General features: G+C 64.3%; 22 protein-coding genes. 17 read left to right on the top strand and 5 right to left on the bottom strand.

The features are described from left to right. From AOP77_RS00745 to AOP77_RS00700, 10 genes are all read left to right on the top strand, one after another. Nucleotides 1-1023, top strand: coding sequence for a bifunctional riboflavin kinase/FAD synthetase (locus tag AOP77_RS00745; RefSeq protein ID WP_236685725.1), 1023 nt, complete (start codon nucleotides 1-3; stop codon nucleotides 1021-1023). A gap of 50 nt (nucleotides 1024-1073) precedes the next feature. Then, nucleotides 1074-1847 carry an amino acid ABC transporter ATP-binding protein gene (locus tag AOP77_RS00740; protein WP_439644692.1) on the top strand — a complete coding sequence of 258 codons (774 nt, stop codon included), beginning with the start codon at nucleotides 1074-1076 and terminating at the stop codon, nucleotides 1845-1847. 68 nt (nucleotides 1848-1915) lie between these two features. Then, nucleotides 1916-2782 (top strand): glutamate ABC transporter substrate-binding protein, encoded by an 867-nt coding sequence (locus AOP77_RS00735; RefSeq protein ID WP_062208024.1) that lies wholly within the window; start codon nucleotides 1916-1918, stop codon nucleotides 2780-2782. A 102-nt stretch (nucleotides 2783-2884) separates the two neighbouring features. Next, complete coding sequence (locus tag AOP77_RS00730) at nucleotides 2885-3538, top strand: amino acid ABC transporter permease (RefSeq protein ID WP_062208021.1); 654 nt, start codon at nucleotides 2885-2887, stop codon at nucleotides 3536-3538. Next, complete coding sequence (locus tag AOP77_RS00725) at nucleotides 3535-4461, top strand: amino acid ABC transporter permease (protein ID WP_084622075.1); 927 nt, start codon at nucleotides 3535-3537, stop codon at nucleotides 4459-4461. The genes AOP77_RS00730 and AOP77_RS00725 overlap by 4 nt, the downstream gene beginning before the upstream one ends. A 127-nt stretch (nucleotides 4462-4588) precedes the next feature. Further along, nucleotides 4589-4858, top strand: a complete 270-nt coding sequence (gene rpsO / locus AOP77_RS00720) for a 30S ribosomal protein S15 (RefSeq protein ID WP_084622073.1) — start codon at nucleotides 4589-4591, stop codon at nucleotides 4856-4858. Nucleotides 4859-5251: 393 nt separating this feature from the next. Continuing rightward, on the top strand, nucleotides 5252-7468 hold the full coding sequence (locus AOP77_RS00715) for a polyribonucleotide nucleotidyltransferase (RefSeq protein WP_062208018.1): 2217 nt from the start codon (nucleotides 5252-5254) through the stop codon (nucleotides 7466-7468). A 146-nt stretch (nucleotides 7469-7614) separates the two neighbouring features. Beyond that, nucleotides 7615-8937 (top strand): M16 family metallopeptidase, encoded by a 1323-nt coding sequence (locus AOP77_RS00710; protein WP_062211251.1) that lies wholly within the window; start codon nucleotides 7615-7617, stop codon nucleotides 8935-8937. Between the two features lie 28 nt (nucleotides 8938-8965). After that, entirely contained in the window at nucleotides 8966-9709 is a 744-nt protein-coding gene (gene dapB / locus AOP77_RS00705; RefSeq protein ID WP_062208015.1) for a 4-hydroxy-tetrahydrodipicolinate reductase, read from the top strand. A gap of 2 nt (nucleotides 9710-9711) precedes the next feature. After that, a complete protein-coding gene (locus AOP77_RS00700; protein WP_062208012.1) occupies nucleotides 9712-10191 on the top strand; it encodes a hypothetical protein in 480 nt (159 codons plus the stop codon). Nucleotides 10192-10193: 2 nt separating this feature from the next. On the opposite strand, the gene AOP77_RS00695 is transcribed toward AOP77_RS00700, so the two are convergent. Genes AOP77_RS00695 through AOP77_RS00680 form a run of 4 tightly spaced genes read right to left on the bottom strand, consistent with a single transcriptional unit; the run spans nucleotide 10194 to nucleotide 12389 of the window. After that, nucleotides 10194-10682, bottom strand: coding sequence for a GNAT family N-acetyltransferase (locus AOP77_RS00695; RefSeq protein WP_062208010.1), 489 nt, complete (start codon nucleotides 10680-10682; stop codon nucleotides 10194-10196). Between the two features lie 50 nt (nucleotides 10683-10732). Next, nucleotides 10733-11050 carry an AzlD domain-containing protein gene (locus AOP77_RS00690; RefSeq protein ID WP_062208007.1) on the bottom strand — a complete coding sequence of 106 codons (318 nt, stop codon included), beginning with the start codon at nucleotides 11048-11050 and terminating at the stop codon, nucleotides 10733-10735. Next, complete coding sequence (locus AOP77_RS00685; protein ID WP_236685724.1) at nucleotides 11047-11766, bottom strand: AzlC family ABC transporter permease; 720 nt, start codon at nucleotides 11764-11766, stop codon at nucleotides 11047-11049. The genes AOP77_RS00690 and AOP77_RS00685 overlap by 4 nt, the downstream gene beginning before the upstream one ends. Continuing rightward, the gene (locus AOP77_RS00680; RefSeq protein WP_062208004.1) at nucleotides 11754-12389 is read right to left on the bottom strand and encodes a GNAT family N-acetyltransferase; all 636 of its coding nucleotides are present in this window, start codon (nucleotides 12387-12389) and stop codon (nucleotides 11754-11756) included. The genes AOP77_RS00685 and AOP77_RS00680 overlap by 13 nt, the downstream gene beginning before the upstream one ends. A gap of 225 nt (nucleotides 12390-12614) precedes the next feature. Here AOP77_RS00680 and thyX point away from each other — a divergent pair, with 225 nt between their 5' ends. From thyX to AOP77_RS00645, 7 genes are all read left to right on the top strand, one after another. Beyond that, the gene (thyX, locus tag AOP77_RS00675) at nucleotides 12615-13304 is read left to right on the top strand and encodes an FAD-dependent thymidylate synthase (RefSeq protein ID WP_062211245.1); all 690 of its coding nucleotides are present in this window, start codon (nucleotides 12615-12617) and stop codon (nucleotides 13302-13304) included. Then, a complete protein-coding gene (locus tag AOP77_RS00670; RefSeq protein ID WP_062208001.1) occupies nucleotides 13301-13813 on the top strand; it encodes a hypothetical protein in 513 nt (170 codons plus the stop codon). Before thyX ends, AOP77_RS00670 begins: the two co-directional genes overlap by 4 nt. A 79-nt stretch (nucleotides 13814-13892) precedes the next feature. Next, nucleotides 13893-14228: a cupin domain-containing protein gene (locus tag AOP77_RS00665; RefSeq protein ID WP_062207998.1), complete on the top strand. Its 336-nt coding sequence runs from the start codon at nucleotides 13893-13895 to the stop codon at nucleotides 14226-14228. Between the two features lie 71 nt (nucleotides 14229-14299). Next, nucleotides 14300-15196 (top strand): 4-hydroxy-tetrahydrodipicolinate synthase, encoded by an 897-nt coding sequence (gene dapA / locus AOP77_RS00660; protein WP_062207996.1) that lies wholly within the window; start codon nucleotides 14300-14302, stop codon nucleotides 15194-15196. After that, nucleotides 15197-16879, top strand: a complete 1683-nt coding sequence (locus AOP77_RS00655) for a ribonuclease J (RefSeq protein ID WP_062207994.1) — start codon at nucleotides 15197-15199, stop codon at nucleotides 16877-16879. Nucleotides 16880-16996: 117 nt separating this feature from the next. Next, nucleotides 16997-19729: an FtsK/SpoIIIE family DNA translocase gene (locus tag AOP77_RS00650; protein ID WP_084622069.1), complete on the top strand. Its 2733-nt coding sequence runs from the start codon at nucleotides 16997-16999 to the stop codon at nucleotides 19727-19729. Next, nucleotides 19714-21981 carry a putative bifunctional diguanylate cyclase/phosphodiesterase gene (locus AOP77_RS00645; RefSeq protein WP_084622067.1) on the top strand — a complete coding sequence of 756 codons (2268 nt, stop codon included), beginning with the start codon at nucleotides 19714-19716 and terminating at the stop codon, nucleotides 21979-21981. The genes AOP77_RS00650 and AOP77_RS00645 overlap by 16 nt, the downstream gene beginning before the upstream one ends. Here AOP77_RS00645 and AOP77_RS00640 read toward each other — a convergent pair. Beyond that, a complete protein-coding gene (locus AOP77_RS00640) occupies nucleotides 21978-23333 on the bottom strand; it encodes a CapA family protein (protein WP_236685723.1) in 1356 nt (451 codons plus the stop codon). The two genes, AOP77_RS00645 and AOP77_RS00640, sit on opposite strands and share 4 nt — an antisense overlap. Nucleotides 23334-23336: the final 3 nt, after the last annotated feature.

The raw sequence follows: 23336 nt of genomic DNA, 5'->3' as shown, positions 1-23336 counted from the left end.
GTGACTCGTGACCAAGGCACCATGACACCGCAGGCAATGACGACCTGGCGGTCGCTTGCGGATGTCCCCACCTCACTCGGCCCGACCATCGTGACGCTGGGCAATTTTGACGGTGTCCACCTTGGCCACCAGGCGGTGCTGACGCGCATGGTCGCAGACGCCCGCGAACGGGGCCAGGTCGCGATCGCGATGACCTTTGACCCGCACCCTAAGGCTGTGCACGATCCCGCGCACCCACCAGTGCTCATTACTGGCACGCAGGACAAACTCGAGCGCCTGGAAGCGACCGGACTCGACGGTGCTTTGGTGGTGCGTTACACGCTCGACTTCGCTCAGCAGACTGCGGAGGAGTTCGTGGTTCGCTACCTGGTCGAGGGACTGCACGCCGCCACGGTAGTTGTAGGTCAGGACACGCGTTTTGGGCGCGGCAACGCCGGTGACGTGGAGACCATGCGAGACCTGGGCCGCAAGTACGGGTTTGCGGTAGAAGTGATTGACGACGCCTGCGCGGTTTCCCAGTCTGGGCGCCGCTGGTCATCCACCTGGGTGCGCGAATTGCTCGAGTCGGGTGACCTTCGCGCGGCGACGGATGTATTGGGACGCCACCACCGGCTGCGAGGAACCGTGATTCATGGGGACGCGTTGGGTCGCACCATTGGCTTCCCGACGGCAAATTTGGACGTTTCCGCCGGCATGATCCCGCGCCACGGTGTGTACGCGGGATGGCTGACAGTCATCGACGCATGTGACAACGCCCTTGCGAAGCCCCTGGTCGACACGCGGATGATGGCGGCGGTGAGTTTGGGCCACAACTACACCGTGGGTGGTAGCGACTTGCGCGTCGAGGCCTTCGCGTTGGACGCGGTGGGAATCGATATTTATGACACCCAGGTCGCCCTTGACCTGGTCCAGTGGCGCAGGCCGATGCTGGACTTTGGGTCACTCGAGGCTCTCACCGCTGCGCTCGACGAGGACGTCACGTGGACCCGCCAAGTATTAAGCCAAGGTCACGATTCGTGTTAAATCCCCGTTAACCCTGGCATTCGGCCAGTTTTAGGGGCTACAGTCTTTAGATGGACAAGGCCAACGACGCAATGCCGCAGGGTGACCACAAGCCTCTCGTAGTTCTCAAGGACGTGAACAAGCACTTTGGCGAGTTGCACGTCCTTCAGAACATCAACCTCACGGTCGGTGAGGGCGAGGTAGTCGTGGTGATCGGGCCATCGGGATCCGGCAAGTCGACACTGTGCCGGGCCATCAACCGCCTCGAGACCATCGACGACGGCTCTATTACGCTCGACGGAGTCGAGGTACCTGCCGAGGGCAAGCAACTCGCTCAGCTTCGCGCCGATGTCGGCATGGTGTTCCAGTCGTTCAACTTGTTTGCGCACAAGACCATTCTGGAGAACGTCACGCTAGGTCCCATGAAGGTCAAGGGAGTCAAGAAGGCGGAGGCCAAGGAGCGGGCCATGAAGTTGCTCGAGCGCGTGGGCATCGCGGCACAGGCCGACAAGTTCCCGGCGCAGCTATCAGGCGGGCAGCAGCAGCGAGTCGCGATCGCGCGGTCGCTCGCGATGCAGCCCAAGGTGATGCTCTTTGACGAGCCCACCTCCGCGTTGGACCCCGAGATGATCAACGAGGTCCTCGACGTCATGACAGACCTGGCGCACGAGGGCATGACGATGATCGTCGTGACCCATGAGATGGGCTTTGCTCGTAAGGCCGCGAACCGTGTGGTCTTCATGGCCGACGGCCAGATTCTGGAAGAGGCGGAGCCGGAGCAGTTCTTCACGAACCCCCAGTCCGAGCGTGCCAAGGACTTCCTCTCCAAGATTCTGACTCACTGAGTCCTGGCCCACCCCACAAGTTGCAGTGCCGGTCAGGGAGACCCCCGGACCGTAGAAAAGGAGATCACATGAACACCAAGATCAAGTTGGCGGCGCTGGCAGCGACCGCCGTAATCGCGCTTAGCGCGTGCTCTTCCGACAGTGGCGACGGCGCTGAGGACGTTGACGCGTCATCGTTCCCCGAAGGCTCGACGATGGCCAAGCTCGCAGATGCGGGTGCCATCACCATCGGTACCAAGTTCGACCAGCCCCTGTTCGGCCTCAAGGCTCCCAGCGGTGACCCCGAGGGCTTCGACGTCGAGGTGGCAAAGATCATCGCCGCCAAGCTCGGCATCGAAGACTCTGGCATTACCTGGGTTGAGACCGTCTCCGCGAACCGCGAGCCTTTCATCGAGGGTGGACAGGTCGACATGGTGGTCGCGACGTACACCATCAACGACGACCGCAAGGAAGTGGTGTCCTTCGCCGGACCGTACTACAACGCCGGTCAGGCACTCATGGTGCTTGCCGACAACGAGGACATCACTACCCCCGATGACCTCGCGGGTAAGAACGTCTGCTCCGTTGAGGGCTCGACCCCCGCACAGAACATCGCGGACAACTACCCCGATGCGAACCTCGTGCTGTTCGGTGCTTACACCGACTGCCTCGAGCCGCTGCGCAACGGTGCAGTCGACGTAGTGACCACGGACAACGTCATCCTCGCGGGTTACGTCTCCGAGTCTGACGGCGAGTTCAAGGTTGCTGGCGAGCCGTTTACCGAAGAGCCCTATGGAATCGGCGTCGGACACGACGACACCGACTTCCGCATGTGGATCAACGACGTGCTCGAGGAGTCCTTCGAGGACGGCTCGTGGCTCGATGCCTGGAACGAGACTGCAGGCACGGTTCTTCCTGAGCCGACCGCTCCTTCGGTTGACCGCTACGAAAACTAGTCAGTAACGGGCCCTCGGCGCGCTCCCTCATGGAGCGCGCCGAGGCGACCTTCTGACGGGGCGGCTGCGCGGCCCCACTAAGCACGTAACTCGGAGAGGACTATGGGAGCACTGATAGACAACGCCGACGTCGTTTGGACGGCGTTCAAGATGACGTTGTGGCTGTCGGTATCCGCCGGTGTCCTGTCCTTCATTTGGGGCGTCATGCTGGCCGCTTTTAGGGTTTCCCCCATCGGGCCCCTACGGACATTCGGCACGGTTTACGTGAACATCTTCCGTAACTCGCCGCTGACTCTAATCTTCCTAGTGATGCTCAACCTCGCGGTCCCAGTGCTAGGGCTGCACGTGGGTCTGGGCGTACCCATGGCGATCATCTCGCTGACCCTCTACACCTCCACCTTTGTGTGTGAGGTGGTGCGCTCCGGTATCAACTCCGTGGGTGTGGGCCAGGCCGAAGCCGCCCGCTCCATCGGGCTCACCTTCTTCCAAACTCTGAGCCAGATTGTGTTGCCGCAAGCCTTCCGCTCGGTGATTCCGCCGCTCATTAACGTCTACATCGCTCACGTGAAGAACACCTCGGTCGCGGCCGGATTCGCGGTCTTCGAGCTCACCGCGTCCGCACAGCGCCTCGCGAATGGCAACCCTGCCGACGTGGTTGGTGTGTTCGCCGGAATTGGCCTGTGCTACCTGGTGATTACCCTGCCCATGGGCATCGCGAGTCAGCGCATCGAGCGAAAGGTGGCGATCGCGCGATGAGCAACGAAACTTCCGTGCTCTATGAGGCACCCGGACCGCGAGCCAAGGCTCGCGACAAGATCTTTACCGTCGTCTTTACGCTGTTCTTTGTTGGGCTCCTAGCGTGGGCCGGCTACACCGCCTACAAGAACGGCATCTTCGATGATCGTTGGGCAGTGCTCTGGGACCCGCCGCGTGGGCAGTCAGTGGATGACGTCTGGATTACCTCGATCCTGATGAGCGGCATCTGGGGCACCCTCAAGCCGGTTCTCATCGCGATTCCGATCGCCCTCTTGCTCGCGCTGGTCTTGACGATTCTCCGCCAGTCCCCGTTTGCCGTCGCGCGCATCCCCGCGCGCGTCGTGACCGAGGTCTTCCGCGGCATCCCCGTGCTGCTCATCATGTACTTCGGCGTCATTGGCCTCAATATCGATCCGTTGTGGGCCGTGGTGCTGGGACTCGTGGTCTACAACATGGCAGTGGTCGCGGAGATTCTGCGCGCTGGAATCGCCGCGTTGCCGAGCGGTCAGAAGGAGGCGGGCCTGAGCATCGGTCTGTCACCTCTTCAGACGTTGCTCCGCATTCAGTTGCCTCAGGCGGTGCGCATCATGCTTCCCGCGCTCATCAGCCAGATCGTGGTGCTGCTGAAGGACTCGTCGCTGGGGTTCATCATTGGCTACTCCGAGCTCCTCAAGTCCGCGAAGGACAACTACAACTTCTTCGGTGAGTCCACCAAGGTGGTCTTCATCACCGTGGTTGCCGTGCTGTACATCCTCATCAACATGTCAGTGTCGAGACTTGCGACGTACATCGAGGGTCGCATGCGGACCAAGAGCAAGACGGTCGCGGGGCTTCATGTGGAGGGCAAGGCCGACGGTCCGCCCGGTGGAGTGACAGCAGCGGGTATTGGTGCCAACACACGCACCGGGGATAGCGCCTTCTAGCGCCGTGGTGGTGGTCGAGCGCCGCTTCGGGTAGCATTGACCGTCGCCGTATAACGGCCGCGGATCCCAGTGCCCCGGAGAATATGCCCGGGTGCGCCGCGCAACAAGACATCAAAAGGAGACTGCTGTGCCGCTTACCCCTGAAGTCAAGAAGTCCATCATGACCGATTTTGCCCGCTCAGAAGGCGACACCGGTTCTCCCGAGGTTCAGATCGCGATGCTCTCGCAGCGCATCCTTGACCTCACCGAGCACCTCAAGGAGCACAAGCACGACCACCACACGCGTCGTGGCCTGCTCCTCATGGTCGGTCAGCGCCGTAACCTGCTGAACTACCTTCAGCGCGTGGACATCGAGCGTTACCGTGCACTCATCGAGCGCCTCGGCCTGCGCCGCTAGTCACAGCTTTATACAAGAGCCCGGTTGCTCCTCCCGCAAGGGAGTCGAGCGGCCGGGTTTTTGTTTTTGCGGCCCGGCGCGCGAGGCGCGGAGGACCGTGCCGATATAGCGGTCCCTCAACGTACGTTTCGCGCACATGTAATTTGCTGGCGGTCCCGCGGTGCACGGGCCCCGTGTGGGGCATCCCTGATAGCATAGAAACGGCTCTCCACTGTAGGCAGAGCCGCACACATACACCTGGCAGGCAAGTAGAACGCTGGTCCTCGGTGGTGATGGGCAGACTCTCCGCGAACTCTCGTGGACTACTTCTGAGCATTTCGACTGACGATCAGTGGCGGCATAAGGTCGCTAAGTTCGCATCCCCTGCTTCACAAATTAAGGAGAAACTTCCACATGGAAGGTCCCGAAATTCAGTTCGCTGAAGCCGTTATCGATAACGGCAAGTACGGCACCCGCACGGTGCGCTTCGAGACGGGCCGTTTGGCCCAGCAGGCAGCCGGCACGGTCGCCGCTTACCTCGACAACGACACCATGCTGCTGTCGGCCACCACGGCCGGCAAGCACCCCCGCGAGGGCTTCGACTTCTTCCCGCTGACGGTTGACGTTGAAGAGCGCACCTACGCCGCCGGCAAGATCCCCGGCTCGTTCTTCCGTCGCGAGGGTCGTCCCTCGACCGACGCGATCCTGACCTGCCGTCTCATCGACCGCCCGTTGCGCCCCACGTTCGTGTCGGGCCTGCGCAACGAGGTCCAGGTCGTCGTGACCGTGCTGGCCATCAACCCCGATGACTCGTACGACACTCTCGCCATCAACGCAGCGTCGGCTTCGACGCAGCTCTCCGGCCTGCCCTTCACGGGTCCCGTCGCCGGTGTGCGCATTGCGCTGATCGACGGCCAGTGGGTCGCGTTCCCCAAGTACAGCCAGATGGAGCGTGCCGTGTTCAACATGGTCGTCTCCGGCCGCATCGCTGGCGACGACGTCGCCATCATGATGGTTGAGGCTGAGGCAACCGACGACTCGTTCGACCTGATCTCCGAGGGTGCCCAGGCTCCCACCGAGACCGTCGTCGCCGAGGGACTCGAGGCCGCCAAGCCGTTCCTCAAGGCTCTGTGCGACGCTCAGATTGAGCTCGCCGGCAAGTCGCAGAAGGCTCCCAAGGAGTTCCCCCGCTTCCTTGACTACCAGGACGACGTCCTCGCGGCAGTCACGGCAGCCACCGAGGCAGACCTGTCTGCAGCGCTCAAGATTGCCGACAAGGCAGAGCGCGAAGACCGCCTCGATGAGATCAAGGACGCGGCTCACGCCGCTCTTGACGCTCAGTTCGAGGGTCGCGAGAAGGAAATCTCCGCAGCGGTTCGCGCCGTCACGAAGAAGACCATCCGCCAGCGCGTCCTCACCGAGGGCATCCGCATCGACGGCCGTGGACTCAAGGACATCCGTCCGCTCGCGGCAGAGGTCGGCCCCATCCCGCGCGTGCACGGTTCAGCTATCTTCGAGCGCGGAGAGACCCAGATCATGGGTATCACCACGCTGAACATGCTGAAGATGGAGCAGCAGATCGACTCGTTTGGCCCCGAGAAGAAGAAGCGCTACATGCACCACTACAACTTCCCGCCGTTCAGCACCGGCGAGACCGGCCGTGTGGGTAGCCCCAAGCGCCGCGAGATCGGTCACGGTGCGCTCGCCGAGCGTGCCTTGGTGCCCGTCCTCCCGTCGCGTGACGACTTCCCCTACGCCATCCGTCAGGTGTCCGAGGCCCTCGGGTCCAACGGTTCCACCTCGATGGGTTCCGTCTGCGCATCGACCCTCGCCATGCTCAACGCTGGTGTGCCGCTGCGCGCCCCGGTTGCCGGCATCGCCATGGGCCTCGTGTCCGACACGGTTGACGGAGAGACCCGCTACGCGGCGCTGACCGACATCCTCGGTGCCGAGGACGCGTTCGGCGACATGGACTTCAAGGTCGCAGGTACCTCGGAGTTCATCACCGCGATCCAGCTCGACACCAAGCTCGACGGACTTCCGTCCTCGGTGCTCATCGGTGCACTCGACCAGGCCAAGGATGCTCGTATCCACATCCTGGGCGTCATGGCGGAGGCTATCTCCGAGCCCGACGAGATGAGCCCCTTCGCTCCTCGCGTCATCTCGGTGCGCGTGCCCGTTGACAAGATCGGTGAGGTCATTGGCCCGAAGGGCAAGATGATCAACCAGATCCAGGACGACACTGGCGCTGACATCTCGATTGAGGATGACGGCACCGTGTTCATCGGCGCAACCGACGGCCCCTCGGCCGAGGCTGCCCGCGCGGCGATCAACGCGATCGCCAACCCGCACGTGCCCGAGGTCGGCGAGCGCTTCGTGGGTACGGTCGTCAAGACCGTCGCCTTCGGTGCCTTCGTGTCCCTCAGCCCCGGCCGCGACGGACTGCTGCACATCTCGCAGATCCGCAAGCTGGTCGGTGGCAAGCGCGTGGAGAACGTCGAAGACGTCCTCTCCGTGGGTCAGAAGATTCAGGTCCAGATCGGTGAAGTTGACCCGCGCGGCAAGCTGTCGCTCGAGGTCGTCGAAGAGGCCGGTGCCGAAGGCGCCGACTCCGAGGGTGACGACAACTAGTCGCCACTGTTCACTAGACGGTTCACGAGGCCGCCGGTTCCCGCAAGGGACCGGCGGCTTCGTCGTTTCCCGGCCCGTCCAGGTCCCGCTGACGCGGGGAGCGAAAATGTGCGGCAGCATCGGCCGCCGGGGTTAGGCTCGTGACCATGCCTCATGCCCTCCCACTTGTCTCCGCCGAGTCCATCGGCTCCTCCATCTCGATCGAGCAGGACCACGGCGCGGTGGTGCGCCGCAGTGTGCTGCCGGGCGGGGTGAGGGTGTTTACCGAGCAGATCCCCGGAATGCGCTCCGCCACGATGGGGGCCTGGGTGGGAGTGGGGTCACGCGACGAGACTCCCGAGCATGCCGGCTCTACGCACTTCCTCGAGCACCTGCTCTTCAAGGGCACCAAGCGCCGCAGCGCGCTGCAGATTGCCGAGGCCTTTGACCGCGTGGGCGGCGAGTCCAACGCGATGACCGCCAAGGAGTTCACCTGCTACTTCGCGCGGGTCATCGACACCGACCTGCCGATGGCGATCGACGTCATCCTCGACATGGTCACCAGCCCCAAGCTGGACCGCGACGAGTTCGAGATGGAGCGCGGCGTCATCCTCGAGGAGATCGCGATGAACGACGACGACCCGGGCGACGTGGCCCACGAGAAGTTCACGGAGTTGGTCTTTGGCGGGCATCCGCTTGGCCGGCCCATCGGCGGCACCCCGGACATTATCCGTTCCGTGACGCGCGACGCGGTGTGGGATCACTACAAGCGGCACTACGTTCCGGAGGGACTGATCGTGACGGCCGCCGGGGGAGTCGACCACGACATCGTGTGCGCTCAGGTCATGGCGGCGCTAGAACTGGGCGGCTGGGACGTGACCTCGCAGCGCGCGCCGCTGGCCCGCCGCGACTCGACAAACGAGGTGACGGCCACCCAGGGAGGCGACCTCAGCATCGTCCGCGATTTTGAGCAGGCCCACGTCGTGATCGGCTCGCGTGGCTTCAAGGCCAGCGACGACCGCCGCAACACCCTGGCAGTCTTCAACACCATCCTGGGCGGCGGCATGTCCTCGCGCCTTTTCCAGGAGATTCGCGAGAAGCGCGGCCTGACGTATTCCGTGTACTCGTTTGGCGCCCCCAACGCCGACGCTGGCTTATTTGGCATGTACGCCGCCTGCACGCCGGGCAAGGCAGACGAGGTGTCGCGCCTCATGGTCTCCGAGCTCGAGCGCATGGCTGAGGGTGTGACGGACGAGGAGATGGAGCGTGCCATCGGCCAGCTGAGCGGCTCAACTGTGCTGCGCCTCGAAGATTCATACTCGCGCATGTCGCGGCTTGGGAAAGCTGAACTGGTTTACGGCGAGTTGTGGAGCATCGGTGAGGTGCTGGACCAGGTGCGGGCCGTGACGGCTGACCAGGTAGTGGGGCTCGCCGCGGAACTTGCCGGACGCCAGCGGACTGCAGTCCGTGTGGGTCCGGGCGCGGTTTGAGGCCCTTTCGCGCAAGTAAGGTGGACGCATGATTAACGTAGCTGTGCTGGGCGCCTCGGGGCGCATGGGAACCCACGTCGTCAACGCCGTCTCCGCGGCCGAGGACCTGAGCGTGGTCGCGACTCTCGATGTCGGCGACGACATCGCCGCTGCCGCGCAGGCGCAGGCGAATGTGGCGGTTGACTTTACTGTGCCGTCCGCCACGGAGGCGAACGTCCATGCGCTGATCGACCTCGGCATCAGCGCCGTGGTGGGTACCTCGGGCTGGACCCAGGACGCGCTCGAGCGCGTTGAGGAGCACCTGCGTGAGCGCCCCGACCTGGGTGTGCTAATTGCCCCCAACTTTGCACTCGGCGCCGTGCTCGCGATGCGAATGTCGGCGCTCGCGGCCAGGTACTTCGAGTCCGTCGAGGTCATCGAGCTTCACCACCCCGACAAGGTGGACGCGCCCTCCGGTACCGCGGTGCACTCCGCCGCGGGCATCGCCGCTGCCCGTGCGGAGGCTGGCATCGCCGCTTCGCCCGATGCGACCGAGGACTTCGCCAACGGCGCGCGTGGCGCGGACGTCAACGGCGTGCGCGTGCACTCGGTGCGCCTGCGTGGACTCGTGGCGCACGAGGAGATCCTGATGGGTAACCCAGGCGAGCAGTTCACCATCCGTACCGACTCGTTCGACCGCGTGAGTTTCATGCCCGGCGTGCTGCTGGGAATTCGCGAAGTAGGCAACTACTCGGGGTTGACGGTCGGACTCGACAAGTACATGAGCCTGTAGAGATGAAGCTCATGCGCAACCGCGGCTTCCTGGCCGCCGTCGCTATCACGTTGATTCTGGCGCTGTACTTCGTCTTGATCGCCAACCAGGCACTTCTCTTTCTGGGCTCCGACGAGCTGGTGGCTAAGGGAATCGGCGCAGCACTGCTGTTCCTACCGTTGCTTGGCGCCTGGTACCTCGTGCACGAGTTCCGGCTGGGCACTACCGTGCAGCAGATGGCGGACACGCTGGATAGCGAGGGCCGACTGCCCATCCACGATGGCGAGACCACGCCCAGCGGCAAGCTCACGCGCGAGTCCGCCGAGGCGGTCTTTGAGGTGGCGTCGCGTCAGGTCGAGGGCTCCCCAGAGGACTGGTCCGCGTGGTTCCACCTTGCGTACGCCTATGAGGCTGCGGGGGAGCGGTCCCAGGCCCGCAAGACGTTGCGTCACGCCGCGGATCTGTTTCGTGCCGAGCGCAAGGCCACCCGCACCGACGCCTAGGGCTAGACCTCGGCGCGCCAGAGCCGTTCGATCAGGTCGCCGTTTGGCCCCTCGAGGGTGCGGCGCACGCCGCCCTCGCCCAGTCCGGCCGTCTGAAGAAAGGCCTCACGAGCCTCATCACCCTCGAGTGCCCAGGCACGCACTACGGGTGCATTTCTGATGCGCAGCGTGTCAACGCAGGCGGCCATCAGGCGCGATCCGTGACCCTGGCGGCGGTGCTCCGGTGCCACCTCGAGCGCGATGATGTCGCCGGCCGCGGTCATGGCCGCGAAGCCCACTACGCGCGGGCCGTCGCAGGCTGCGAACATGCGGTCGTCGCGCGTAGGCGGAGACTCGATCGCCGCACCCCAGGTATCGCGCACCTCGTTCGCGTCCAGCGCATCGACCGCCTCGTCGCCAAGCGTCTCGCGCCACGCGGCGAGCTGGATCGCGGCGAAGGCGTGCTCGTCGCCGAGCACGGCAGGACGGGCGGAAACATCGGCAGTAGGCATGCCCTCAAGCGTACGCGGCACACACGCCGTGGCCGAACGAGCCCTTGGCGCTAGAAGATCAGCCTCAATACAGCGGCGACGGCCGCGGCAGCCACCACCACGACGATGAATGGGGCGCGCATCCATAACAGCACCGCGGCGACCGCGACGGCGACTACCCGCGCGTCGAACACAATTGCGCCGTCCGTCGTGAACGCCTGCACCGCGAACAGCGCGAAGAGCAGGGCAACCGTGACGTAGGCCGCGATTCGGTGCACGCGCGGGTTTTCCAGGAACCGCTCGGGGACCACGTGGCCCGCGTATTTAGTCGCCCATGCCAGCAGCCCGGCGCCCACGATCGCGACCCACATCCACAGGTACGAGGTCATTCGGGCACCTCGTCCCTAAACTTGGGGGCGCGCCATCCGACCGCGATGGCGACCAGGGCGGCGGCCAGAATCGGCACTCCTGCCGGGGTCACCGGGGTGAGCAACAGCGCCAAGACGGCCGATGCCCCCGCCACCGCTTGAGCGGGACGCGAGGCCAGGCGCGGCCACACCAGGCCGAGAAAAGCGGCGGCAGCTGCCGCGTCGAGGCCCCAGTCTGCAGGGTCGCCAATGCGCTCGCCGACCAGCGCTCCCACTACCGTGATCGTGTTCCACAGGATGAAGACGCCCACGCCGGTCCACCAGAAGCCCGCACGCCGCGCCTCGAGGTCATCGGCAGGCTGGGCGAGGGAGACGGCCGTCGACTCGTCGATGGTCATGTGCGCCGCCCACACGCGCCGCAGCCCGCTCATGGGGCGCAACACGGGCGCGAGTCCCACCCCATAGAAGCCGTTGCGCAGCCCCAGGAAAGTGGATGTCGCAACGGCAGCCGCTGCGCCGCCTCCGGCGGCGATCACGCCTACGAAGGCGAACTGTGAGCCGCCGCTGAAGACCAGCAACGAAAGCGCCATCGTCTGCCACACGTCGAGCCCGGCCGCGACCGATAGCGCACCAAAACTGATCGCGTAGGCGCCGGTCGCGACGGACACTGAGACTGCCTGTTGGCGCGCGGGATCGAGCCCGCGCAGGCTCAGCCTTCCCGGATTCAGGCGGGCCAAGCGATGTCCTCGCCGTCGGCGTCGGCCAAACTGGGTCGCGGGAACGCCGTAACGGGGGAGTCAGGGGCGACGGCGGTCATCGCCCACACCTCAGTCAGTTCGCGGCCGACCTCCGCTCCTGGTGGCTCGGTCCGTACCCCAACGCGCGCATAATCGAGTGACTGCGGCACCCCCCGGCTACGCGTGTTTGCTGGGTCGCAGCACACCTGAACGCGATCAGCGCCGGCGACTCCCAACGCCACCTGCGTGAGTGCAGCGGCGACCTCTCTCATCAGCCCACGGCCTTCAGCATCGGCCGCGAGCCAGTAGCCAATCTCGAGGAGTCCAGGCTCGGCACGGGGGTGCAAACCCGTGCCGCCCAGTAGTGCACCCGAGGAGCGGTCGAACATGCCCATCGTGAAGTCCTCGCCGGCGTCAAACCGTGTGCGAAAGTGCGCGAGCAGGTTGCGGCGGGTCTCGATGCTCTGCGGCTCGTCCCAGGCCCACGGCATCCACTCGCGCAGGCGCACGTGGTTGACGGCCATGGCAGCGTCCATCGCCTCGGCGTCGGTTACCTCGTAGGCGCGCACCGCGACTCGCTCGGTCACGATGCGGTGGGGAACCACTCGAGGCATGGCTGGCATGAGTCCATCCTGGCACGGAGAGTGAAACGCCCCTCACTCGAGCAACCCCGCGCGCTGGCAGTCACTGAGTGCGGATCCTGAGGGAAGAACCGCACTCAGTGACTCCTAGGAATCGCGACGGGGTGGGGGAGTCCGCCTCACGCGTGCCGTGCGTCCCCGCCTCATGCGGACAGCGCTAGGCTGGGCGGCGTGAGCGAGACATCCGAAATCGAATTCAAGTCCCACATGACTGTCGAGTTGGTGCGCGCGAACGCGCAGGACGCCGACGTGCTGTTCGCGGCGCGCGTGTCCACCAAGGGCGAGCAGTCGCTCGAGGACGTCGACGCCGACGCCTCGAAGAGCGCGGGGCTAATCAACTACCTGATGCGCGACCGCCACGGCAGCCCGTTCGAGCACAACTCGATGACGTTCTACGTGCAGGCTCCCATCTTTGTCTTCCGCGAGTTCATGCGTCACCGCATCGCGAGCTACAACGAGGAGTCGGGTCGCTACCGCAACTTGCGTCCGGTGTTCTACACTCCCGCCCCCGAGCGCAAGCTCGTCCAGGTCGGCAAGCCCGGGGCGTACAGCTTTGAGGACGGTACCGCCGAGCAGCATGCGCTGGCCGACGCGGAGATTCGCTCGAGTTGCACGCACGCCTACGAGGCGTACCGGCGCATGCTCGATGCGGGCATCGCGCGCGAGGTCGCACGTGCGGTCCTGCCGGTGAACACTTATAGCTCCATGTACGTCACCATGAATGCCCGAGCACTCATGAACTTCTTGTCCCTGCGCACCACGCGCGAGGGCACGCACTTCCCCTCCTTCCCTCAGCGCGAGATCGAAATGGTCGCGGAGCAGATGGAGGACGAGTGGGCCAACCTCATGCCGCTGACCTACGCGGCCTTCAACAAGAACGGACGCGTCGCACCATGACCGAGGACACCAAGAAGAAGAACACCATCCGCACCATCGCGGTGGTGACTCTGATCGCACTCACGCTGGGACTCGTGGGAGGCTGGGCTATTGCCGCCGCCACCACCGCAAAGACTGACGAGGGTGACGTCTGGGTAGTGCAGTCGCAGACCGCCTCGGTCTCCACGGAGGCGGTAGAGCTCGACAACGTGGGCGGCTCGGTGCTGCAGGTCAGCGTCGAGGACGGCCGGGAGGTCAACGCGGTGTCTATCTCGCAGCTCGTTCAGGACTGGGATAGTGAATTCGCAGACACCATGCCCCGCGCCGTCATCACCGGCGTGATTGACGGTAAGAACCACTCGCTGATCGTCAACCTGGGCAAGCCCACCGCTACAGCGACGTCAATCACCTTTGAGGGCTCCACCATTGTGGGAGGCGGACTCGCAGCAACGGACTTCAAGGCCGCCACGCTGCTGATCGATAACAAGGGTCTGGTCGAGGCCAAGCTCAAGGAGTCGCAGACCAGCTAGTCGACTCGCGTCTACGCGGCGCTCGTGCCACGATGTAAGTGCCCGCCCGGCGCCACGGGCCACTGATGAAAGGCATGCCATGACTAGCGTGAATCTCCTCGAAATCGCCCAGAAGCACCTTTCCGAGGCGCAGGAGGCGGGCAATGGTCGTCACTCGGAAACCGTTTATGGCGGTCGCGAGCACGACCTGCGCCAGACCTTGATCTGCATCACCGAGGGTCATGGGCTTAATGAGCACGCCAGCCCGGGTGAGGCCACGGTGCAGGTCCTCGTGGGCGCCATTGAAATTACGGCTGGCGAGGACGTGGTTCGCCTGGCCCCGGGCGACTACTACATCATTCCGCGGCTGCGCCACTCCGTACATGCCCCAACAGATGCCGCTTTCCTGCTGACGGTGGCGACTCGCGCGCAGTAACTGGCTTTCGGCCGATGCTGCGGCGGCCCCGGCGGGCAGGCGCGGCGTGGCGTACGCGGTAAGTTAGGCACATGACCTCTGCTCAGCGCCCCTTTGGCACGGTGCTCACCGCGATGGTGACCCCAATGTTCGACGACGGAACCATCGACATCAAGGGTGCACAGAAGGTTGCCAATTATTTGGTCGATCACGGCAGTGACGGCCTGGTGATCTCTGGAACCACGGGCGAGGCACCCACCACACACGCGCCTGAGAAGGAAGATCTCACGCGCGCGATCGTCGAGGCTGTGGGTGACCGCGCTACCGTCATTGCCGGCGCGGGCTCCAATGACACCGCTCACGCGGTCATGATGGCGGCCCAAGCCCAGGAGTGCGGGGCGGATGGCGTGCTCGCCCTAACGCCGTACTACTCGAAGCCATCGCAGGCGGGCGTGGTGGCCCACTTTAAGGCGATCTGTGACGCCTCTGACCTGCCGGTGATGCTCTATGACATCCCCGGCCGCACCGCGATGGCGATCGGCGACGACGCCTTCGACCAGATTGCCGCGATCCCTACGGTGAGGGCACTGAAGGATGCGACGGGAGACGTGGCCCAGGCTAAGTCCCGCATCGAGCGCTCGGACGTCGTCTGGTACTCGGGCGACGACCCGTTGACCCTTGAATTTTTGCGAGTGGGCGCCGTGGGCGTCGTCTCGGTCGTGAGCCATGTGGCGGGGGAGTGGGTGCGCGACATGATCGCCGCTCACGACGCCGGCAATACTGCGCTTGCTGACGAATTGAACGAACGCATCGCACCGGTGACTGACGCGATCATGTCACCCGGTCCGGGCGCAACTATGGCCAAGGCCGGAATGCAGGCGCTTGGCGTCCTGAGCGGGCGCCACATGCGACTGCCGCTGCTCCCGGCCACCTCCGAGGAGTACGACTCCCTCACCGCGGTACTGATTGCCGCAGGATTGAAGAACTAAGTGAACTTTCACCCCGAACTAAAAGCACCCCCCGCGCTCAACCCCGACGCCCTGCGCATCGTCCCCCTGGGGGGACTGGGTGAGGTCGGCCGCAACATGGCCGTCTTCGAGTACCGCGGCAAACTGCTTATCGTCGACTGTGGCGTGCTGTTCCCCGAGGACAACCAGCCAGGCGTGGACCTGATCCTGCCGGACTTCAGCTACATCGAGGACCGGATGGACGATGTCGAAGGAATCGTGCTGACGCACGGCCACGAGGACCACATCGGCGCCGTGCCGTACCTGTTGCGCCTGCGTCGCGATATCCCGATCATCGGCTCGCAGTTGACCCTTGCATTTATCGAGGCCAAGCTCAAGGAGCACCGCATTACTCCCGTCACCCTCGCGGTGAAGGAAGGCCAGAAGGAGAAGCTGCACGACTTCGACCTGGAGTTCGTCGCCGTTAACCACTCGATTCCCGATGCGCTGGCCGTCTTCATCCAGACGCCAGCCGGTTCCGTGCTCCACACTGGCGACTTCAAAATGGACCAGCTGCCGCTCGACGGCCGCATCACCGACCTGCGCGGCTTCGCTCGTCTGGGCGAGCAGGGTGTGGACCTGTTCATGGTCGACTCGACCAACGCGGAGAGCCCAGGCTTCACCATGAGCGAGGTGGAGATCACCCCGGTCCTGGACCAGCAGTTTGGGAACGCCTCAGGCCGCATCGTGGTCGCGTCGTTCTCCAGTCACGTGCACCGCGTGCAGCAGGTACTCAATGCGGCCCACGCGCACGGCCGCAAGGTGGCGTTTGTGGGTCGCTCCATGGTGCGGAATATGGGTATCGCCTCGGAGATGGGCTACCTCGACGTGCCGCAAGGTCTCGTGATCGACGCCAAGAAGGCGGACGATCTGCCTGCCAACAAGGTGGTTTACATGTGCACCGGCTCGCAGGGCGAGCCCATGGCCGCGCTCAGCCGCATGGCCAATCTGGACCACAAGCTCAAGGTGGGCCAGGGCGACCTGGTGATCCTCGCATCGTCCCTGATCCCGGGCAACGAGAACGCTGTCTTCCGCGTGATCAACGGCCTCATGCGTCATGGAGCGACGGTGGTTCACCAGGGCAGCGCGCGCGTCCACGTGTCCGGTCACGCCAGCGCCGGCGAGCTGCTCTACTGCTACAACATCGTGCGACCCAAGAACGTCATGCCAGTTCATGGCGAGGTCCGTCACCTGCTCGCCAACGGCAACCTGGCCATGAAGACCGGTGTGCCCAAGAACAACGTGGTGTTCGCAGAGAACGGCGTCGTGGTCGACCTGCAGAACGGCAAGGCCAAGGTCGTGGGCGCCGTCGAGATGCACAACGTCTACGTGGACGGCTCGTCGGTGGGAGAGATCACCGACGCCGAGCTCAAGGACCGCCGCATCATGTCGGAGGAGGGATTCGTGTCCGTGTTCGCGGTCATCGACTCCTCCAACGGCAAGGTGGTCTCGGGGCCCACTGTGCACGCGCGCGGCATCGCGGAGGACGACAGCGTATTCGACGCGATCCTGCCCAAGATCAAGGCGGCTCTCGAGGAGTCGGCGGCAGGCGGATCCACGGATAACCACCAGCTTCAGCAGGTGATGCGCCGTACGCTCGGACGCTTCGCCGGCACCAAGCTGCGTCGCCGCCCCATGATCATCCCGATCGTCATCGAAGCTTAGTGCGCGTACCGCACGGGCCCGCCCAACTCAAAGGCCCGTGCGGTTGCGCTCGCCGATGCTGGCGCGCGCGGCATGGCAACCGCGCCTTGTCCGATGTGAGGAGTAGCGTCCTGGAACATGGCACAGTCACGTCCAGCTCGCACTGCCCCCAAAGGGGCTAAGCCCCGCCCGCCCGCAAAAAAGAAGCAGGCTGAACAGCCTCCCACGCTCGTACGCGGCATCAAGTCTGCGGGCGCTGGCGTCTCGCACGCCGTGGGGGGATCCGTCCGTCACATCGGCCATGGCGCCCGCGACGTGAGCCCGGAGGTGCGTCGAGATGGCCTCGCCATCACGCTGCTGATTTTCGCGATCATCGTCGCGGCACGCGAATGGTTTGGGCTGTCGAGTTGGGCTGGCACCGCCGTCCACTTTGTCGCAGCCGGGATCTTCGGGGTTCTCGCCGTCGCCATGCCAGTGGTGCTGCTCGTGATGGCCTTCCGCCTGTTCCGGGCCCCGCAGGAAGGGCACACCAACAATCGCATCGCACTGGGCGTCCTGATGCTGTCGGTCATTGTGGACGCCATCATTCATATCGCCAAAGGTGCTCCTTCTCCCAAGGCTGACGGGATGGACGCGCTCCAGTCCGCCGGCGGCATCATGGGCTTCATCGTGGGGACCCCTCTTGCAGCGATTCTCACCAGCGGTCTCGCGGTGGTGGTGCTGGTGTTGCTCGGCCTGTGGTCGGTACTCATCATCGCTGGTATCCCGCTACGTGAGGTAGGAACGCGCGCACGCCATCTGTTCGGGCGTGACGACATCGTCGATGACGACCCAGAGCTGGACCTGCCCGAGCATCGGACGCTGGCACGCTCAGGGGAGAAGCCAGTCAAGCAGCGCAAGCCCCGGCTCATAGATCGCGCTCGAGACAAGATGGCTGGCACGGCGGCTGAGGACCAGCGCCGCCTCGATGGCTATGAGGCCGATGAAGCCTTCGCCGCGGCTGCCGCCATTGACGGCGATCCGTTCGACGACATCATCGACCCAGGTGGCGAGCACCGCGCCGCGCTGGCGCGAGCCGAGGCGGAAGCGAAGGCCGCGGCCCAGGCCAAGCGCGACGCCAAGGCCGGCATCAAGGCGCCCGCAGCCGAGGACGAGGAAATGTCCCCCACCACGGTGTACTCCGGTGAGGGCGTCTCTCCGTACGACGTCACGGAGGTCATCGAAACCTCGGCGGAGGCCGCGGCTTTAGCCGCCGCGGCATCGGGCGCAGCCAAATCTGAGCTCCGCGCGCCCGAGTCAACCAGCATCGTGCCCGCCGGTGAGCAGGGCCAGCTCGAAAACTCCAACCCGTATGTGCTGCCAGACCCGAGCATGCTGGTTGCCGGAGCGCCGCACAAGACTCGGTCGGCGGCCAACGACCGCGTCGTCGAGTCCCTCAAGAGCGTCCTCGAGCAGTTTGGCGTGGACGCCACAGTCACAGGATTCACCCGCGGTCCCACCGTGACACGCTACGAGGTCGAGCTGGGCCACGGTGTCAAAGTCGAGAAGATTACCCAGCTGTCTAAGAACATCGCCTACGCGGTCGCCAGCGCGGATATCCGTATTCTGTCGCCCATTCCGGGCAAGATGGCGATCGGGATCGAGATCCCCAACGTGGACCGGGAAACTGTAGCGCTAGGCGATGTGCTTCGCTCGCAAGTGGCGATCAAGAACGACCACCCCATGGCGATCGGCATCGGCAAGGACGTCGAGGGCGGTTATGTCATGGCGAACCTGGCCAAGATGCCGCACTTGCTGGTTGCTGGAGCTACCGGTGCCGGTAAGTCAAGCTTTGTAAACTCCATGATCACGTCCATCCTGATGCGCTCGACGCCGCAGGAGGTGCGCATGGTGCTCGTGGACCCCAAGCGGGTGGAACTCACGATGTACGAGGGAATCCCTCACCTGATTACGCCCATCATCACTGACCCAAAGAAGGCCGCACAGGCCCTGGAGTGGGTGGTGAAAGAGATGGACATGCGCTACGACGACCTGGCGCTGTTTGGCTACAAGCACATCGACGACTTCAATAAGGCGGTCCGCGCGGGCAAGGTCAAGCCGCTGCCGGGCTCAGAGCGCAAGATCACCACCTATCCGTACCTGTTGGTGATTGTCGATGAGCTCGCGGACCTCATGATGGTCGCTCCGCGCGACGTCGACGAGTCGATTCAGCGCATCACGCAGCTCGCCCGTGCCGCCGGCATCCACCTAGTGCTGGCGACGCAGCGTCCGTCGGTCGACATCATCACGGGAACCATCAAGGCCAACGTGCCGTCCCGCCTCGCCTTCGCCACGTCATCGCTTGCTGACTCGCGCGTCGTGCTCGATATGCCCGGCGCCGAGAAATTGATTGGCCAGGGAGACGCGCTGTTCTTGCCGATGGGGTCCTCGAAGCCGATGCGCGTTCAAGGGGCGTGGGTAACGGAGACGGAGATTCACGAGGCAGTGGAGCACGTCAAGAACCAGGCTCAGCCGCAGTTCCGCGACGACGTCATTCAGACCACCTCGTCAGCCGTGGTGGCGGAGGACATCGGGGATGACCTCGACGACCTTTGCGCTGCGGCAGAGTTGGTCATCACCACCCAGCTCGGGTCGACGTCAATGCTGCAACGCAAGCTCAAAATGGGCTTCGCCAAGGCCGGCCGCCTGATGGACCTTTTGGAGAGTCGGGAGATCGTAGGACCCTCGCAGGGTTCTAAGGCGCGGGACGTGCTGGTCATGTCCGACGATCTCGCAGGAACGCTAGCGATTCTCAGGGGCGAAACACCGGCTAGTGTAAGCATTGAAGACGTCGACGACGACGCTGAGGAAGGGCCATGGGCGGACTCGTAGATCTGTTTCAGCAACCAAGCTTTGTCGTTGCTGTCACCTGCCTGTTGGTAGTGCTCGCACTCGCAGCCTTTTATTACTTCTGGCGTTCGCACAAGGAACGTAAAGCGCACGACGACGCACTGACCCATGAGCGCGAGTTGCGCCAGCAGTTTGACGCTGTCATGTCATCGGCACGTGACGGAGTCATTATCTCCCGCTCGACTGGTGAGATCGCAATGATGTCCGACATGGCCGCGCATATCCTGGGTTTGAACGCGGCCGATGCTGTGGGCAAGCCCGTGATGAGGCTTCCCGTGCGCGCGCTCGACGCCCATATGCATCCGCTCCTCGTCAACGAGGCGTTTGCGCCAACGGAGCCTGGCCAGTCACGTGTCGTGGGTGTTCCCGGTCGCCGAGGCGCGGATGACGTCCGCTGGATTCAGGTGCGCACCGCCAACGTCGAAAGCGAGCACGACGGCACGACGATTACCGTGACGACCATCATGGACACGAGCGGGCTTCGGGAGGCCGCGGAGGCCCTCAACCGCTCGGACATGCAGTTCCGCAAGGCGATGGAGAATGCCCCCACCGGGATGGCCCTTGTTGACCTTGAATGGCGTCTCATGGAGGCAAACCGCGCCTTCGCGGAGATGATGGGTTCGACGGTGGCCGCGTTGCGCGGGACCCCGTTCTCGGCGTTGTCTCACCCACAGGACTTGCAGGCCGAGCACGACCAGCTCCAGCGGCTCTACGACGGTCACCAGAACCACTTCTCGCTAGAGAAGCGCTACGTACGGGCAGACGGGAACGTTGTGTGGGCCGTCCTCGACGTGGGGCTGGTGCGCTACGCAGGTGGAGCGCCGGATCACTACGTAGTTCAGGTGCGCGATTCGACTGACGACCGCATGCATTCCGAGCTCCTGGCGCACCGGGCGATGCACGATCCGCTGACGGGGCTCGCAAACCGTACGCTGCTGCACGATGTGCTCCAGCAGGTCCTCGAGCAGCCCGACGCGCAGGGCCGAGCTGGTGTCATCGCGGTGGACCTCGACGGCTTCAAAGGGCTCAATGATCGCTTTGGCCACGCGACAGGAGATAACGCACTTGTGCATGTTGCGGGCGTGCTTCGCTCGGCCACCGCTGGGCGTGGCACGGTTGCACGCATCGGCGGCGACGAGTTCGTGATTGTGGTTCAGGACGACGACTGTGCGAAGGCGCTGTTTGAGATTGCCGGTGCGATTCACACGGGACTCAAGCAGCCTCTTCAGGTCAAGCGCCACCTCATCACCGTCAACGCCTCACTGGGAATAGCGATGGCGGACGAGTCGACAGTTGATGGGGGAGCGCCTGCGTTGCTGAGTGCAGCGGACGCGGCCATGTACCGCGCCAAGTCCTCAGGCAAGTCGCGCACCGAGGTCTTCGACATTTCTATGCGTGCCTCGACGGACACCCATAGTGCCCTTGCCGCGGAACTCGCGCGGGCCATCGAAAACGGCGACCTGGTGCTGCACTACCAGCCGGTCCTTGAACTTAGTACCCGTACGGTAGTGGGCTACGAGGCGCTGGTGCGTTGGCAGCATCCCACCCGCGGTTTACTGCTACCGGGCGCATTCCTACCGCTCATTAATGACAAGAAGCTCTCCGTGGTCCTTGGTACTGCGCTCGTCGATCAGGCTGCCGGATTCCTGGCGCGCGTGGCGAGCGACACCGCGTGGGTGTCGCTTAATGTGTCCGCCGACCAGTTGGGTGACTCGGAGTTCGCTGACCGCGTTCTCAGTACCATTGGCCGTCACCGCCTGAGCGCGCAACGCATCGTGGTAGAGCTCACCGAGGCGTCCCTGGTGGCGCCAAACACGCGCATCCGTCACGAGTTGACGGAGTTGCGCAATGCTGGGGTCCCCATCCTTTTGGACGACTTCGGCACCGGAGTGTCGCCGCTAAGTTACTTGCGCGACCTGCCCGTATCTGGTGTGAAGTTGGACATGTCCTTCGTCGCGGGCATCCCTGAGGATCCCGCGGGAGCTCGGGTATCGCGCGCTTTAGGCGCACTCGCCCGCGAACTAGGCCTCGCAACCATCGCGGAGGGTATCGAGACTGAGGCGCAGGCACGGTTCCTCAGTAATTGCGGATGGCGCTACGGCCAGGGTTGGCTCTTTGGTGTAGCTCAGCCGGCGGCTGCCATCTTCGCAGCCACAACAGAATTCTCCACCAGCATGATCGACCCGTTGCCACAGGAGGACACGGTCGATTCCAACGTCGAGTCGCCCCGCTAATTCTTGCCGCGTGGCACCCAGTACGAGTCGTCGGCGAGCGGCTCGGCAGGCTCGGTCCGCTCTGAAGCCTGAGTACCGGCGGCGTCGCTCACGCGTTTGAGGCGGGCTGCCACGTCTTGCGCGGTGAGAGTCTCGGTGCCGTCGGGGATGTCGCGTAAGACGTGCATCTCATGACCGTCGCGTCGGTCAACGGTGACGGCAGTCCACTCGACACCGACCCCTACGTCGTCCTCCGGTGATACGTCAAAGGTGGCGGTGAGCAAGATCCCCGAGTCGGTGTTGGGCACGCAACAATTAGAATCCTGGTTCGACACGTAGTTACCGAGCCCAAAGGCGGTCCACATGCCATCGCCTGTGGGGCCGCCGGGGAGTAGTTCGATGGGCTGTGGCACGTGAGCGTGGTGTCCGACGTATAGGTCAACGAGGCCGGAGGCCGCAATCTTCTCGGCAATCGATCGCTGGGCCGCGGTTGGTTCGGTCTGATACTCAACGCAGCAGTGTACTGACGCGATGACGACGTCGGCGCCAGCATCGCGCGCCTCCTGAGCACGGTCGATGATGGGCTGTGCGTCCTCCGCGTTGGCATCGAAGGTGTTGACGGCCCAGGGCTTGCCCTCGGGCTTGGGTAGGCCGTTGAGTCCGTATGCGAACGAGATATTCGCGACCGTAATCAGCCGGTCGCCAGCGCGCACCCGATACATCTGTACGGAGTTGGCCTCATCCTCAGTCCGGGCGGACCCGGCGTGGCCCATCCCGACATTGTCGAACTCTCCCAGGGTGGCCTCAATGCCGGCAAACCCTCGGTCTACCGTGTGATTCGAGGCGGTCGAGCAGCCGTCCCAGCCCTGGTCCTGAAGCGCCCCAACGATCTCCTTGGGGGCACCAAAGATGGGATACCCACTTGGCTGAGTCCCGGGAGGCGCCACTGGCACTTCAAGGTGGCACAGAGCGAGATCGGGCCCGGACACGTAACCGCGTACCGGATCCATCAGCCGGTTAAAGTCGTACCCGTCCGAGGTCTTAGCGGAGTTCAACACTGGGCCATGGGTGAGTACATCCCCAGCGGCCGCGAGAGTGAAGGCGACCGACTCTTCGGCCGGCATCTTGTTGACCTGGCTCGCGGGAGCGGGGGGCGGTACAGCTGTGTCCGCGGCGGCATCGGGCGTCGACGTGCCACTGGCGGACGTGTCCGGCCCCGCGACGGCGGTGGACCCAGTTTGTGGGGACGACGTGTTCACACCCACGACGATCCCTGTGGCGACGACGGCGATGACGCCGAGTGACGCCATCAGCCATAGGCCGATGCTCGTGCGCGAGCTCGTGGAATGCGAAGGCGCGCGCGAGGGAGACATGCC

This window comes from Demequina oxidasica, assembly GCF_000975115.1.
In the GTDB taxonomy this organism is placed as follows: domain Bacteria; phylum Actinomycetota; class Actinomycetes; order Actinomycetales; family Demequinaceae; genus Demequina; species Demequina oxidasica.
Note: the sequence above shows the minus strand (reverse complement) of the source record. Positions and strands in the feature narration are given on the sequence as shown.